The 13953-nt window shown below is 68.3% G+C and carries 12 protein-coding genes and 1 pseudogene; 4 read left to right on the top strand and 9 right to left on the bottom strand.

Annotated elements, in window-relative coordinates; translation table 11 throughout:
* The first annotated feature begins 5 nt into the window (after positions 1-5).
* Positions 6-827 carry a posphoenolpyruvate synthetase regulatory kinase/phosphorylase PpsR gene (gene ppsR, locus AC1DW3_RS03195; protein WP_477928512.1) on the top strand — a complete coding sequence of 274 codons (822 nt, stop codon included), beginning with the start codon at positions 6-8 and terminating at the stop codon, positions 825-827.
* Positions 827-1714 (top strand): EamA family transporter, encoded by an 888-nt coding sequence (locus tag AC1DW3_RS03190; protein WP_477928510.1) that lies wholly within the window; start codon positions 827-829, stop codon positions 1712-1714. The genes ppsR and AC1DW3_RS03190 overlap by 1 nt, the downstream gene beginning before the upstream one ends.
* Here AC1DW3_RS03190 and AC1DW3_RS03185 read toward each other — a convergent pair.
* From AC1DW3_RS03185 to hemP, 8 genes and pseudogenes are all read right to left on the bottom strand, one after another.
* Positions 1711-2037 (bottom strand): hypothetical protein, encoded by a 327-nt coding sequence (locus AC1DW3_RS03185; RefSeq protein ID WP_477928508.1) that lies wholly within the window; start codon positions 2035-2037, stop codon positions 1711-1713. The genes AC1DW3_RS03190 and AC1DW3_RS03185 overlap by 4 nt on opposite strands.
* A 42-nt stretch (positions 2038-2079) precedes the next feature.
* Complete coding sequence (locus AC1DW3_RS03180) at positions 2080-3363, bottom strand: hypothetical protein (RefSeq protein WP_477928506.1); 1284 nt, start codon at positions 3361-3363, stop codon at positions 2080-2082.
* Between the two features lie 479 nt (positions 3364-3842).
* A complete protein-coding gene (locus AC1DW3_RS03175; RefSeq protein ID WP_477928779.1) occupies positions 3843-5069 on the bottom strand; it encodes a hypothetical protein in 1227 nt (408 codons plus the stop codon).
* 114 nt (positions 5070-5183) lie between these two features.
* Positions 5184-5378 (bottom strand): annotated as a pseudogene (locus AC1DW3_RS03170) (YncE family protein); the annotation flags it as partial.
* A 122-nt stretch (positions 5379-5500) separates the two neighbouring features.
* The gene (gene glgA, locus AC1DW3_RS03165) at positions 5501-6961 is read right to left on the bottom strand and encodes a glycogen synthase GlgA (RefSeq protein WP_477928504.1); all 1461 of its coding nucleotides are present in this window, start codon (positions 6959-6961) and stop codon (positions 5501-5503) included.
* Positions 6958-8217 (bottom strand): glucose-1-phosphate adenylyltransferase, encoded by a 1260-nt coding sequence (glgC, locus tag AC1DW3_RS03160; protein WP_477928503.1) that lies wholly within the window; start codon positions 8215-8217, stop codon positions 6958-6960. The genes glgA and glgC overlap by 4 nt, the downstream gene beginning before the upstream one ends.
* Positions 8218-8285: 68 nt before the next feature.
* Complete coding sequence (locus AC1DW3_RS03155; RefSeq protein WP_477928501.1) at positions 8286-9461, bottom strand: DUF2325 domain-containing protein; 1176 nt, start codon at positions 9459-9461, stop codon at positions 8286-8288.
* A 148-nt stretch (positions 9462-9609) separates the two neighbouring features.
* Positions 9610-9816 (bottom strand): hemin uptake protein HemP, encoded by a 207-nt coding sequence (gene hemP / locus AC1DW3_RS03150; RefSeq protein ID WP_477928500.1) that lies wholly within the window; start codon positions 9814-9816, stop codon positions 9610-9612.
* Positions 9817-9887: 71 nt separating this feature from the next.
* Here hemP and AC1DW3_RS03145 point away from each other — a divergent pair, with 71 nt between their 5' ends.
* Together AC1DW3_RS03145 and AC1DW3_RS03140 are read left to right on the top strand one after the other, a co-directional pair.
* Positions 9888-10226 carry a hypothetical protein gene (locus AC1DW3_RS03145; protein ID WP_477928498.1) on the top strand — a complete coding sequence of 113 codons (339 nt, stop codon included), beginning with the start codon at positions 9888-9890 and terminating at the stop codon, positions 10224-10226.
* 12 nt (positions 10227-10238) lie between these two features.
* Positions 10239-10559 (top strand): ion channel, encoded by a 321-nt coding sequence (locus AC1DW3_RS03140; RefSeq protein WP_477928496.1) that lies wholly within the window; start codon positions 10239-10241, stop codon positions 10557-10559.
* Positions 10560-10589: 30 nt separating this feature from the next.
* Here the strand turns inward: AC1DW3_RS03140 and AC1DW3_RS03135 are convergent, their stop codons facing one another.
* Positions 10590-13943 carry a YCF48-related protein gene (locus tag AC1DW3_RS03135; RefSeq protein ID WP_477928494.1) on the bottom strand — a complete coding sequence of 1118 codons (3354 nt, stop codon included), beginning with the start codon at positions 13941-13943 and terminating at the stop codon, positions 10590-10592.
* Positions 13944-13953 lie beyond the last annotated feature (10 nt).

Raw genomic sequence — 13953 nt, 5'->3', positions numbered from 1 at the left:
TAACCATGACCGCCAGAACCGTTTATTTCGTCTCTGACGGCACCGGCATCACCGCCGAGACCTTCGGCAATTCCATCCTCGCCCAGTTCTCCATCAAGGCCCGCCACGTGCGCCGGCCCTTCGTCGATTCGGCCGAAAAGGCTCACGCCGTCGTGGCCGAGATCAACGAAGTCGCCGTGCGTGAGGCCCAGCGGCCCATCGTCTTTGCCACCCTGGTGGACCGCGACGTGCTCAAGATCGTCCGCGAGCATTGCCAGGGCCGCGTGATGGACATGTTCGGCACCTTCATCGAACCGCTGGAAGACGAGTTCGGCATCAAGAGCAACCACCGAGTGGGCCGTTTCTCCGACGTGGCCGAGAGCAAGGAATACCACGACCGCATCGAGGCCATCAACTTCTCGCTGGCCCACGACGATGGCCAGTCGGCGCGCAACCTCGACGTCGCCGACGTCATCCTGGTCGGCGTGTCGCGCTCCGGCAAGACGCCGACCTCGCTGTACCTGGCCATGCAGCACGGCATCAAGGCCGCCAACTACCCGCTGATCCCCGAAGACTTCGAGCGCCGCAAGCTGCCCGCACCGTTGCTGCCGCACAAGCGCAAATGCTTCGGCCTGACCATCGACCCCGAGCGCCTCTCGTCCATCCGCAACGAGCGCCGCCCCGGCAGCAAATACGCCGACGTGCTGAACTGCCGCTACGAGGTCAACGAGGCCGAAGCCATGATGAAGCGCGACGGCATCGCCTGGCTGTCGTCCACGCACAAGTCCATCGAAGAGATCGCAACGACCATCCTGCGCGACATCCGGCCGGACAGGCTGATGTACTGATGCCGGCACACGCCTTAGCGCTCGTTCTCGTCGCCGCCCTCCTCCACGCCGTCTGGAACCTCGCCGCCAAGAAGTGGGGCGGCGGCACGCATTTCGTCTTCAGCTGCGCTTTGGGCGTCTGCGTGCTGTGGCTGCCCGCCGTGCTGTGGGTGGGTCTGGACGAGTTGCCGCGCTGGTCGCTGCTGGCCTGGGGCTTCGTCGCCGCCAGCGCCGTCGTCCACCTCGGCTATTTCAACTGCCTGATCGCGGGCTATCGGGCCAGCGACCTGACCGTCGTCTACCCGGTAGCCCGTGGCAGCGGGCCTTTTTTGTCGGCGCTCGCGGCCGTCGTGCTGCTGGGCGAACACCTGGGCGYCTACGGCGTGCTGGGCCTGGCCGGCGTCGTCGGCGGCATCCTGCTGATCACCATGGGCCCGCGCCTCATCGGCCGCGGCGTCGTCGACCATGAAGCCACCGCGCAGATACGGCGCCGTCGCGGCGTCTACTGGGGCGCGGCCACCGGCACGCTGATCGCCGGCTACACGGTGCTGGACGGCTATGCGGTCAAGGTGCTGGCCGTGTCGCCGCTGATGCTGGACTACTTCGGCAATGTGCTGCGCGTGCCGCTGCAGCTGCCGACGCTGCTGCGCCAGCCGCAGAGCTTCTGGCCGGAGCTGCGTCGCAGCTGGAAGGGTGTGCTGGCTGTCGCGGGCCTGGGGCCGTTGGCCTACATCCTGGTGCTGCTGGCCATGCGCGAGGCGCCGCTGTCACGCGTAGCGCCGGCGCGTGAGGTGTCCATGCTGTTCGCCGCGTTGCTCGGCGGTCAGCTGCTGGGCGAGAGTGAACGCGGCTGGCGCATCGCCGGCGCCGCGTTGATCGGGGCCGGCGTCATTGCGCTGGCCGTCTAAGACAGCATTCCGGCATTCACCGCACCGCACTCCGCATCCTCGTCGTCGAAGATGACGATGAACCAGAACGACTGCTCCGGCGAGCCGTGCACCTCGCTCAGCGCCGAAGCCGGTTTCGAAAGCTTGAGCCTGAGATCAAGCGACAACTCCTCGGCCGCCGCCAGGTCTTCGCGCGCCACCGCCTGAAGCTCCACGGGCTCGTCACGGAAGTCCAGCACCACCACCAGGTCATTGGTCTTGAAATGGCGTTGGGCGGCCTGCGCGAAGTCGGTGACGCGCGCGTCGAGGATCTCTTGAATGCGGTCAGGAAGGGAATCACTCATAGAGGCATCCCATGGATGGATGAGCCCATTGTGACGACCCGATCAGAAGCGCTGCGCCTTCAACTGCGCGCACTGCTTGGTCGCGTCCGCCGAGCAGGGCGCACTCGGCTCCACCCAGGCGACGATGGCGTCGCCGTTATGGTTGATGGACACCAACGGCGCGGAGCTGCCGGCGGCCATAACGAGCTTCGTCTGCTTGAGGGTCAAGGTTGTGTTGCTCTGGGTCTTGGTCAGCCAGGTCGTGCACGCGGCGTCGGCAGCCATGCTGTCGCATTCCTGCCAGGCGATGGCCATCCAGGACGACATGGTGGCCTGGCCCAGCAGCCGGGAGACGGGCAGTTGGGAGGCCTTGGTGAAGCCCGACCAGATGCGCTGGGTGGTGGAGTACTCATTCACAAAGATCGAGGGGGGACCGGACCTGTCGTTGAGGGCCTGCTGTTCGGAGATCGCCCAGGCGCCCGTCGAGACAACCTTGCGTACATGGTTGAGGCGCGGGTTGAGAACGATGTACCCCACGCGCATGTCGCAGCCCGTTCCCGCATCGTTTGACTCCAGCCAAATCACGCCGGCTCCGTACGCGGCCAGCGAAGTGCCGGTCACGGACGGGAATCCGGGGCTGTCGTTGCGGCAGCCGGGCGTGTCCGGTATCCCTGCGCGCGGGTCGCCGTTCATCATGCCTGCGCCGGAGTAGGCACCGCTGCCGTCGCGGTTCACCACGATGCTGAAGCCCTGGCCGAGACCATTGGAGCCCATCCATTGGATGGCCGAGCCGCTGTACGGCAGCAGGCGTTCGCGCACCGGCTTCGTCGTCATGTAGCCGATCAGCGGGGGCAGGGCTGCGACATAGCCCTGGATTCCACCGCCCAGATTGACCGCGCCAGGCGATGCTCCCCACGTGAAGGTCGTGAGTTCGTTGTCGGCGTTGACGTCCGTGGAGCCCCGGATCTCGGTGAAGTTGCGCACCTGCTCGTCGACCAGGCCCGTCGTCAGCTTGTCCGAGAAGACGGGCTCACCGGACGAGGCGGTCGAGAAGTCCGCCAGAAAACCCCGCCAGGTCGTCCCCCACTCATTCAGCAGCACCGTGTATTTGTCGGGCGCCGCGGTCAGCACGCGGAAGGGGTAGCCCACGCTGGCCGAAATCTGGCCGCGCCGCAGGACGCTGCCTCCGCTGGGAAGCAGGCCCATGTGCGAGCCGGTCGCATTGCTCGGCGCGCGCTCACGCCAGGACAGCATCGTGCGTCCGGCCCGGTCCAGGCGAACCGCTTCCAACGCGAGGCAGTCGCTCGTGCCTGCGGGACAGGGCGCCGAAAGTTCGGCCAGGATCATGCTCGTTGGCGCCGGAGGCGGGGTGGGCACCGGTGCGGGCGCGGGCGTCGGTGCGGGCGCTGGTGTGGGTGCCGGAGTAGGTGCTGGTGTGGGTGCAGGCGCGGGTGCGGGTGCGGGTGCGGGTGCCGGTGCCGGTGCAGGTGCAGGTGCAGGTGCAGGTGCTGGGGCAGGCGCAGGCGCAGGCGCAGGTGCGGGTGCGGGTGCGGGTGCGGGTGCGGGTGCGGGTGCGGGTGCGGGTGCGGGTGCGGGTGCGGGTGCGGGTGCAGGTGTTGGAGCAGGCGCAGTGCTTGCACCACCGCCACCGCCGCCACAGGCAGCCAGTGCGAACGTCGTCAACAGCACCAGTGCCGGGCCTGCGCGCATGCTCATTTCGTTCATTTCCTTCACTTCCTATCGCTTGTTCTTGTGCATGCCGCCACCGTTCGCAAAACGGCTCGGCGGCATCTGCCGGCTCAGCACGCTGAGAGCAGATTCGTCGCTCAGAGCCATCGCGCCCGGATCTGGGCGCATTGCTTGGTTGCATCCGCCTTGCAGGCAGCTCGCGGTTCGACCCACGCCACCACGGCATCACCGTAGTAGTTGATCGTCATCAGAGGACTGCCACTGCTGGGCGTCAGCTGCAGCTCGGTCAGCAGCGCACTCTGCGACACCTGCGTCTTGGCGGCGTAGGTCGTGCAGGCCGCATCACTCGCCATGCTGGCGCATTCCTGCCAGGTGATGGCCGCCCATGCGGCGGAGCCCGGGCCGCTCGTCTGGGCCAACAGCCGCGACACGGGTTGCGTCGACAACTTGGCCACAACACTCCATGTCTTGGTCGCAAAGTCGCGCTGGCGCGCCACCACTTCCGTTGGTCCGGACCTGTCGGCGGCGGACTGCTGCTCCCAGACCACCCAATCGCCATTCATCACGGCTTTGCGCACATGAGTACCGGCCGCGTTGAAAACCGCTCCTTCGACGAGCAGATTGCAGGCCGTGCCAGCGTCGTTGGACTCCAACCAGCCCACGGCGGCAGAGCCAGGCAACGTCGACACACCAAACAGCGACGGGAAACCAGGACGGTCGCTGCGGCAGTCAGGCGCATCCGCGCTGGACGAACGCACGCTGCCCCACAGCGGCGTGCTGCTGTAGTTGCCGCTGCCGTCGGCGCCGAGAAAGGCGCGGAAAGCCTGGCCCTGCGCCGTGGTGCCCAACCATAGAAATACAGGGTTGAGGAAACCGGCTGCCACCAAGTAGCGTTCGCGCACCGGGCGAGCGGTCAGGCCGGCGATCGCAGGCACCGCTGCGACCTGGCCCTGCATGCCACCGCCCAGAGTCACGGAACCAGGCGTGGCGCCATAGCCGACGGTGTTCAGTTCGGTATCTTTGGCAATGCTTTCCGTGCTCAGCGCCATGCTGAAGTTGCGCACCAACTCGTCCGTCAGGGTCGTCGCGACCTTGTCCGACAAAACAGGGTCAGCACTGCCTGTCGCGGTCACGTCCAGGAGAAAGGCGTTCCAGATGGAGGACTCCTTCAGCAGCACCGAATACTTGCGGGGGCTGCCCAGCAGGACCCGGAAGGATGCGTCCGCGTTGCTCGAGATCCTTGCCCGCTGCATGACCGCGCCACCATAGAGCATGCCGGCATGGATTCCCGCCGCTGCGCTCGGCGAGCGCTCGCGCCACGAGACCATCAGCCGGCTGCTGCGATCGATGAGCAGTTGTTCCAACTTCAGGCAGTCGTCCGCGCCGACCGCGCAAGGCGACGGCAGTTCGGCCAGGATTTGTACGCCAGGCGCGGCCGCAGGGGCGGGAGCGGGAGCAGGTGTCGGCGCTGGGGCCGGCGTCGGTGCAGGAGCCGGTGCCGGTGCCGGTGCCGGAGTTGGCGCGGGAGCCGGCGCAGGGCTCGGGGCTGGGGTCGGGGCTGGTGCCGGTGCCGGCGTGGGCGCCGGAGCTGGCGCGGCAGACCCACCGCCACCGCCACCACAGGCGGTCAAGGCGAGCGTCGTCAACAACGCCAACGCGGAATTCGCGCGCATGGTATTTCCTCCCTGTCGGACTGACTTTTATGCGCCGTCCACTCGACCCGGTGGCATCGGCGGTGGCGATTCTAGGCAGGGCCTCGAGGGTTCGCGCTCGGGGCCCCTGCTCAGTCAGGGGGTCAGTGGGTCAGCAGTCCGGTGTAGATCTGCACATAGCGTCGCGCTGCATCGTCCCAGCCGAAGTGCTGGCGCATGGCGGCCGTTCGCACCCGCGCCCAGTATTCCTGCCGGCTCCACAGCGCAAACGCGCGTCGCAGCGCGCGGCGGTAGGCATCGGCCGTGAAGGCGTTGAAGACAAAGCCCGTCGCGGTGCCGGCGGCCAGGTCTTCGAGCGTCGTGTCGACGATGGTGTCGGCCAGGCCGCCGACGCGGTGGACCAGCGGCAGCGCGCCATAGCTCAGGCCATAGAGCTGGGTCAGGCCACAGGGTTCGAAGCGGCTCGGCACCAGAATGACATCACTGCCGGCGACGATGCGATGCGCCAGGCCTTCGTCCATGCCGGTGCGCCGGGCGATCTGGCCGGGGTGCCTGGTGGCGGCGGCAGCGAACTCGGCTTCGAGGCGGGCATCGCCGCTGCCGAGAACAACCAGTTGTCCACCCGGGTCGAGCAGGTCGTTCAGCGCCTCCAGCACCAGCGGCAAGCCCTTCTGCTCGGTCAGGCGGCTGACGATGCCGAACAGCGGTGAGTCTGCCTTCACGGCCAGACCGCATTCACGCTGCAAGGCCGCTTTGCAGGCCGCCTTGCCGCTCGCATCGTTGGCGTCGTAACGCGCAGCAATGGCGCTGTCCTGCGCCGGCGACCAGACGCCGTAGTCGACGCCATTCAGGATGCCGTGCAGCACGTCGGCGCGATGGCGCAGCAGACCGTCCAGGCCGCAGCCCTGCTCGGGCGTCTGGATCTCGCGCGCATAGCTCGGGCTGACCGTCGTGATCGCGTCGGCGAAGTGCAGGCCGGCCTTCATGAAGCTCACCTGGCCATAGAACTCCAGGCCCTCGACGGCGTAATGCGAAGCCGGCAGGCCGAGGTCGCCGAACTGCTCGGCGGGGAACAGCCCCTGATAGGCCAGGTTGTGCACGGTGAAGACCGTCCGCGCCTCAGTGCGGCGGCGCGAGCGGCTGGCGGCGATGTGGGCACAGGCCAGGCCCGCATGCCAGTCATGGGCGTGCACGACCTGTGGCCGCCAGGCCGGATCCACGCCTTCCGCGAGCCGCGCGGCGGCCAGGCCCAGCAGCGCGAAGCGGCGGTGGTTGTCGGCATAGGCGATGCCGGCGCCGTCCGCATAGGGATTGCCGGGGCGATCGAACAGGCCGGGCGCGTCCAGCACATAGACGGGCATGTCAAAGCCCGGCAGATGGCCACGCAGCAGCGCCGCCCTGCCCTCGCTCCACGGCAGCGCCACGGGAGCAACTGCGCACTCCTTCGTCAATGATTCGCGGATGGCCGGGAAGCCCGGCACCAGCAGCCGCGGCTCGGCACCGGCCGCGGCCAAGGCCGCCGGCAAGGCACCCGCCACGTCGGCCAGGCCGCCGGTCTTCAGCAGCGGGAACAGCTCCGCACTGACTTGGAGAACGCGATTCACAGGCGCGCGAGCATCTGCTTGGTGATCAGCACGACGCCGCTCTCCGTGCGCTCGAAGCGTTGCGCGTCCAGCACGGCGTCCTCACCGACGACCAGGCCGTCGGGGATCTCGCAGCCGCGGTCGACGATGACCTTGGTCAGCCGGCAATGGCGCCCGATCTCCACACCCGGCAAAAGCACGCACTGGTGGATGTTGCAGAAGGAGCGGATGCGCACGTTGTTGAACAGCACCGACTGGACGACATGCGAGCCCGACACGATGCAGCCGGCGCTGACGATGGTGTTGACCGTCATGCCGTGCATGCCGTTGTGGTCGGGGATGAACTTGGCCGGCGGCAGTTGGCGCTGGTAGGTCCAGATCGGCCAGTCGGTGTCGTAGATGTCGAGCTCGGGGCTGATGGAGGCCAGGTCGAGGTTGGCAGCCCAGAAGGCGTCCAGCGTGCCGACGTCGCGCCAGTACGGCGTGGCGCCATTGGGATTCACGATGCAGCTCATGCCGAAGGGATGGGCCACGGCCTTCTCTTCGCCGACGACCTTGGGGATCACGTCCTTGCCGAAGTCATGGCTGGAACTGGGGTCGGCCAGGTCTTCGGCGAGCAGGCGATAGAGGTAGTCGGCGTTGAAGATATAGATGCCCATGCTGGCCAGGCAGACGCCGTCGCGGCCGGGGATGCAGGGCGGGTCGGCAGGCTTCTCCTTGAAGGCCGTGATGCGGCGCTCGTCATCCACCGCCATCACGCCGAAGGCGCTGGCCTCGTCCTTGGGCACCTCGATGCAGCCGACCGTGCACCCCGCACCGGTCGCCACATGGTCGACCAGCATGCTGGAGTAATCCATCTTGTAGATGTGGTCGCCCGCCAGCACGACGATGTAGTCGGCGCCGGTGCTCTGCACGATGTCGAGGTTCTGGAACACCGCATCGGCCGTGCCGCGATACCAGCTCTCGTCGTCGGTGCGCTGCTGGGCCGGCATCAGGTCGACCGTCTCGTTCAGCTCGGCACGCAGAAAGCTCCAGCCACGCTGGATGTGGCGCAGCAGCGAATGGCTCTTGTACTGCGTGACGACGCCGATGCGCCGGATGCCGCTGTTGACGCAGTTGCTGAGCGCGAAGTCGATGATGCGGAACTTGCCGCCGAAGTAGACGGCCGGCTTGGCGCGCGAGTCGGTCAGTTGCTTGAGGCGCGAACCGCGGCCGCCGGCCAGGACGAGGGCGATGGCGCGGCGCGCGAGCTGGTGGGGCGAGGCGACGGGGGGCATGGCGGTCTCCGGCTGCAAACAATTGCAGTTTGCGGCAGCCAGTTTGCTCCCCCGCTGGGGGCTTCCCCTCAGACCGCCGTATTTGCCCCTTCTTCGGCCGCCGCCAGGGCCAGCGCGCGTTCGAAGGCGCTGCGGCTGGGCGTCTCGACGAAGACGCAGCGCTTGCCATGCCGCTTGCAATGGTCCTTCACGCGCCAGTAGGCGTCGTGGCTGATGCAGCCCGTCTGGCAGATGACGAGGTCGGCCGCGGCGAGCTGGGGCTCCAGCTGGGCCGGCTTGTGCTCGCTGCCGCCATCGTGGTGCAGGAACTGCGCGCCGCAGCCCTCCACGGCCTGGCGGTATTGCGGCACGCTGCCGCCACGCCCGCCCACGCAGAGCACCACGCGATGCTCCAGCTTCACCGGTTCGACTGGCAGCGCCTCCTCCACCACGGCCACCGACTCCACCACTTCCACGGGCATGCGCGACGCCAGCCGGTTGACCTCGCGCTGCAGCGCCTGGTTGCGCTCCACCTGTTCGGCCAGGCGCTCGCGCAGGGCCTCGCGCTCGGGCAGGTCGGGTCGCGCCGCCTGCCAATGGGCGAGTTGCTCCTGCGCCTGGGCGAGCTGGGTCTGCAGGCCGATCTGCACGGCGCGGAACTGCATGCGCTCCTGCTCCCAGGCCTGCTGTTCACGGGCGCGCTCCTGACTCCAACCGGTCACGCGCTGCTGCACCTCGGCATAGTTTCGCGCCACGGCCTGGTGCTCAGCGGCCAGCTCGCGGTGGCGGACGATGTCCACGCGCTGGGCGGCGCCGACCTGGTGCTGCAGCATGTGCACCTGGCCCAGCACCCGCATCTCCAGCCATTCGTCGCAACGCGCATGCGTCAGCGTCGCCCACAGTGCGCCGGCAATCTCGCCCTGGGCGGCGCGATTGCGCCACCAGGTCATCAGGCTGTCGCGGCATTTGGCTTGGGCGGCGTTGCGCACGTCGATGGCGAAACGCTGCTCCAGGTCCTTCTGCAGCGCTTCGGCCACCGCGTTGCGGCGCGCGGCGGCGGTGACGAGGCTGCAGTGCAGCGTGTAGTCGTCCTCGTCGCCCTGCAGCACCAGCAGCTTTTTCGCGAGCACGCGGACACGCTCCAGCGGCACGCAGACGCCGACGACGGGGCAATGCGCGTGGCTGCCCAATTCCCACAGCCGGCGGCGGCGCGAACCAGCGACGGGCGGCGGGGCGGCATGGGCGGCGCAACAGGCTTCAGCCATTTGATGAGGTCTCCAAGGCAGAGCGGACGGAGCACTCACCCCAGCTGCCGGCGGCCAGCGCAACAGCAGTCTTCAGCACGGGAGCTCCGGTGGGAGGAGGCGCGGGCTGGCAGCGGCTGGCTGGCGCGGGATGGCGAAACGCGGGGAACTACTTCGTCAGGATCAGCTTGCCCAGCGAAGTAAGACGCAGGCGGTAGACCTGCTGGTGGTGGTCGATGAACAACTCGCCGCCGGGGCCCAGCAGCGTGGCGCTGTCGATGCGGCGGTCGGTGGCTGCCGCGGGCGCCGTGGCGCGCGCGGGCTGCCTGGCCTGCAGCGTCAGCGGGGGTTTGGGTGGGAGGGCATCACCGAGCATGGCAATACTGTAATGAGAATCATTCTCGATTGCAAGTGTGCCCACGGATTCGCTGGCCGCAGAATCCCCGCATGCCCGGCCCTCACCAGCGACTCCGCGACCTCACGCGCCGCCACCCCTCGGCCATCCTGCTGATCGTGCAACTCGTCGGCCTGCTGCTCTACCCGCTGCTCGAATCGACGCGCGCCGGGCCGGTGGCGCTGAGCGCCTTCGGCATCACGGTGCTGGTGTTCACGACCGGCATGGCGTGTCGCACGCCGGGCTTGACCTGGCTGAGCGTCTGCCTCGCACTGCCGGCCATCGTCATGCTGGTGCTGCAGGCGGCGCGGGACATGCATTGGCTGCAGCCCTGGTCGGCCGCGCTGGAGGCGGTGTTCTTTTTCTACGCCGCCGCCAGCCTCGTCGCCTAAATGATGGGCGACATGCACGCCACGACGGGCGAGCTGTTCGCGGCGGCTGCCACCTTCACGCTGCTGGCCTGGGGCTTTGCCTACAGCTTCGTCGTGCTGCAGGCCGTGCAACCGGGCAGCTTCGCGGCCGCAGTCAACGCCGAGCAGCCGCGCAGTTGGACCGAGCTGATGTTCCTCAGCTTCGCCCTGCTCTCCAGCACCGGCATCGGCGACGTCATCCCGCTGCGCCCCATGGCCCGCGCGCTGTGCAGCCTGGAGATGTTCGTCGGCGTGATGTATCTCGCGGCCGTGGTGTCGCGGTTGATCGGATTGACGCTGCTGCGGCGGCAGTGACCGCGAGGGACCGGGCGTGGTCCCTGGCGATCAATACCCGCTGCCGACGAACACCTGGCCGTCGGCGCCCACCAGCACCGGCTGGTGCGCGCCGGTGAAGCCTGGTGTCAGCCAGAAGCCCGAAGCCGTGAAGTCGAAATCACGGTTCCAGGTCTGGCCGCCATCGCTGCTGCGATAGACGGCCAGATTGCTGGCGATGAGGCCCGTCTGCCCGTCCGCCGAGAAGCGAATGGTGAAGAACATCTCGATCGGCACGTGTTTCGGCAGCACCTGGCGCCAAGTCTTCCCTGCGTCGTCGCTGCGACTCAGTGCGCCGAAGGCGTCGAGGATGAAGACCGTCGAATTGCTGGCCCAGGCGATGGAGATCGGCCGGCTGTCCGGGTAGCTGCCCGTGCTCCAGGTCTGGCCACCGTCGGCGCTGCGATGGACGCGGCCGTCGTTGGCCACCGTCAGCACCACGTTGCCGCGCGCGCCAACGACTAACAGGTCTTGGTAAAGCGGTTCGCTCAGCGTCAGGGTGCGGGTCCAGCTGCTGCCACCGTCGGCCGATCGATACGCGCCACCCTTGGCGGTCATGACGGCCGTGTTGCGGTCCACCATCGCCAGGACGCTGTTGCCACTGGTCAGCGCCTTGTCGCTGCCGATCGGCGGTGCCGGCAACTGCGTCCAACTGCGTCCGCCATCGGTCGTGCGCAGTAGCGGACCGTTGGCCTGCGCCACCATGCCGACCTGGGCGTCGGCAAACGACACATTGGCCGGCGAATAGACCGAGGTGATGGCGAACTGCTGCAGCGGCTGCCAGCTGAGGCCGCCATCGCTCGTCTGGAACAAGGCCATCTGGCTGCCAACGTTGCCGAAGGCGATGCCGCGCGCATCGTTGTCCGGGAACTCGATGCCCCAGAACTGGACACCATCCAGGCCCTGGCTCCCGTAGGGCTTGCTCCAGGTGTCGGCGAGGTCGCTGCTCTTCTTGATCTCGCCGCGCGAGGTAACGCCCAGCGCCACGCCGTCGGGCGAGAAGGCCACGTCGTTGAGCATGTGGGGGGCGCTGCGTTTGGCCCAGGTCTTACCGCCGTCGACCGAGCGCGCGTCGCCCCACATGTCGAAGCCGACCTGGCCGTCCGGGCTGAATCGCAGCTCCGACAGGATGCCATTGACACCCGGGACAGGCGGCATCTCCTGCCAGGTCAGGCCACCGTCCGTGCTGCGGGCGAATGCCCGACCGCTCGCCATCAGCGTCTGGTCGTCGACGAAGGTGACGCTGCCGCTGCTGTTGATCACAAAGGTATTCAGGAAGGCCGGTCGCGGGCTCAGCGGTTGCCAAGTCGCGCCGCCATCGGTGCTGCGGAACCAGTTGTCGCTGCCGATCGCAAAGCCCAGCATGCCGCGCAGCGCCATGCCGCTGACTTTCTCGAGAGGCCAGGTCGCGTCGGCGGACACAAGCCGCGTCCACGTCAGGCCGCCATCGACGCTGCGGAAGGCGCCGTCCCCGGAGCCCATCACGCCAATGCTGGCATTGCGGAAGGACAGCGAATAGACCCAGCCCGTGGTCGGAATGGCGATCGAGCGCCAGGTCAGGCCGGCATCCTCGGAACGCATCATGGTGCCGTTGTCGCCAGCGACCATCACAGTGCGCGCATCGAGCGCGGCGATCCGTGAATAGCGCGGCCGGCCGGCCATGGGCTCCTGCACGAACTGCCAGGTCGCACCGGCGTCACCCGTGCGCACGATGGCGCCCAGGTGGCCAACGGCCACCGCAACCCGCGAGTCGAGCCAACGCACCGCGATCAGTGCACTGCCCACGAAGCTCGGCGACACGGCCTTCCAGCTGGCCTTGCGGATGCGCGCGGCATTGCTGTAGGCCACGCCCGCTGCATTGCTGAACTTGGCGCGCAGCAGCTGGCGGTCCTCGGCCCGCGTAGGCGACCAGGTGTAGCTCGCGGCCGTGGCGCCGGCGACGTCCTTCCAGGTCGTGCCCTCGTCGCTGCTGGCCTGCCACTGCACGGTGGACGCCGGATTGCCGGTCGCCGCCGCGGTCAGCGTGACGGCAGCCTGGGAGATCCCGGAGACCACGTCCTGCGGGTGCAGCGTCAGCTGCGGCGCGAACTGCACGCTCAGCTTGGCGGCGGGCGAAGCCAGGTCACCCACGCGGTTGCTGGCGACGACACGGAACAGCTTGCCGTTGTCTGCCACGACGGTGGTCGCCAGCTCCAAGCGGGTGCCGGTGGCGCCGTTGATATTGGTGAAACTCTTGCCGTCGTCCAGGCTGACCTGCCACTGCAGGGTGGGCGTCGGCGTGCCGCTCGCCTGGACCTCGAAGGCCGCGGCCTGGGCCAGGTTCACCGTCACCGCCTGGGGGGCGCTCACGAAGGACGGCGCCACGGCAGCAACCACCGTCAGCCGGGCGACGCCACTGGTTTCACTGCCCTGGGAGTTGGTGGCGACCGCACGGTAGCGGCGGCCGTTGTCGGCCTGCAGGGTATTGGCCACCGCCAGCGTGGATGCCGTGGCGCCAGCCACCGGCGTCCAGGTCTGGCCGTCCAGACTGGTCTCCCACTGCAGTGTGGGCACGGGCTCGCCGCTGGCGGTCGCCGTGAAGGTGGCGCCCTCACCCGCCACGACGCTGCGGTCCTGCGGCTGCGCGGTGAACAACGGCTTCTGCAGTGCCGGCAGCACGCTCAGCGTCACGGCGCGCGAGGTCACGGTCGCGAGGCTGTTGCGCACCACCACGCGGTAGAGCTTGCCGCTGTCGGCCAAGGTGGCGGTGGGCAGGGTCAGCGTCTCGGTCGTGGCGCCGGCCACATCGGTCCAGGTCAGGCCGTCGCTGCTGCTCTGCCATTGGTAGGCGACGTTGGTGCCGCTCGCGGTGACGCTAAAGCTCGGCGCCTGGCCCACCCGCGCCTGCACGTCGCTCGGCTGCGCGGCCACGCCGGCAGGGACCGGCGGCGTCACGCTGAGCGTGGCGGCCGAGCTGGTCAGCACCACCGCCCCGGCCTTGACCTGGGCGCGGTACTGGCGGCCGTTGTCGGCTTCAGCCAGGCCGGTCAATACGAGTTCCGTTTGCGTGGCACTCGCAATGTCCGTCCACTGCGCGTCGGCGCCCAGGCGCTGCCATTGGAAGCTGGCAGCACCGTTGGCCGCCACGCGGAATGTGGCCGAACTGCCCGCCACGACACGCTGGTCGGCAGGTTGCTGGGTGATAGCCAGGCTGGGCTGGGCGACGGACTCACCGCCACCGCCTCCGCCGCCGCATGCAGCCAGACACCAGGCCGCCAGCAGCACGGCGCCCCAGCGCAGCAGGTGATGGCTGAGGGCAGGCGCATTGAGGGCGCGCGTGAAGAGTGCTCGGGCGCTGATGCGCTCGATAGCGAGGCTGGCGTTCATGGATCTCCCT

It is taken from the genome of Roseateles sp. P2_H4, from assembly GCF_056403315.1.
This window is presented reverse-complemented; position numbering and strand designations above follow the sequence as displayed.

Bases quoted from the DNA above. Each gene is read 5' to 3' on its own strand.
- ppsR (WP_477928512.1), top strand. From the start codon at position 6: ATGACCGCCAGAACCGTTTATTTCGTCTCTGACGGCACCGGCATCACC.
- AC1DW3_RS03185 (WP_477928508.1), bottom strand. From the start codon at position 2,037: ATGAGTGATTCCCTTCCTGACCGCATTCAAGAGATCCTCGACGCGCGC.
- AC1DW3_RS03180 (WP_477928506.1), bottom strand. From the start codon at position 3,363: ATGATCCTGGCCGAACTTTCGGCGCCCTGTCCCGCAGGCACGAGCGAC.
- glgC (WP_477928503.1), bottom strand. From the start codon at position 8,217: ATGCCCCCCGTCGCCTCGCCCCACCAGCTCGCGCGCCGCGCCATCGCC.
- AC1DW3_RS03155 (WP_477928501.1), bottom strand. From the start codon at position 9,461: ATGGCTGAAGCCTGTTGCGCCGCCCATGCCGCCCCGCCGCCCGTCGCT.
- hemP (WP_477928500.1), bottom strand. From the start codon at position 9,816: ATGCTCGGTGATGCCCTCCCACCCAAACCCCCGCTGACGCTGCAGGCC.
- AC1DW3_RS03145 (WP_477928498.1), top strand. From the start codon at position 9,888: ATGCCCGGCCCTCACCAGCGACTCCGCGACCTCACGCGCCGCCACCCC.
- AC1DW3_RS03140 (WP_477928496.1), top strand. From the start codon at position 10,239: ATGCACGCCACGACGGGCGAGCTGTTCGCGGCGGCTGCCACCTTCACG.
- AC1DW3_RS03135 (WP_477928494.1), bottom strand. From the start codon at position 13,943: ATGAACGCCAGCCTCGCTATCGAGCGCATCAGCGCCCGAGCACTCTTC.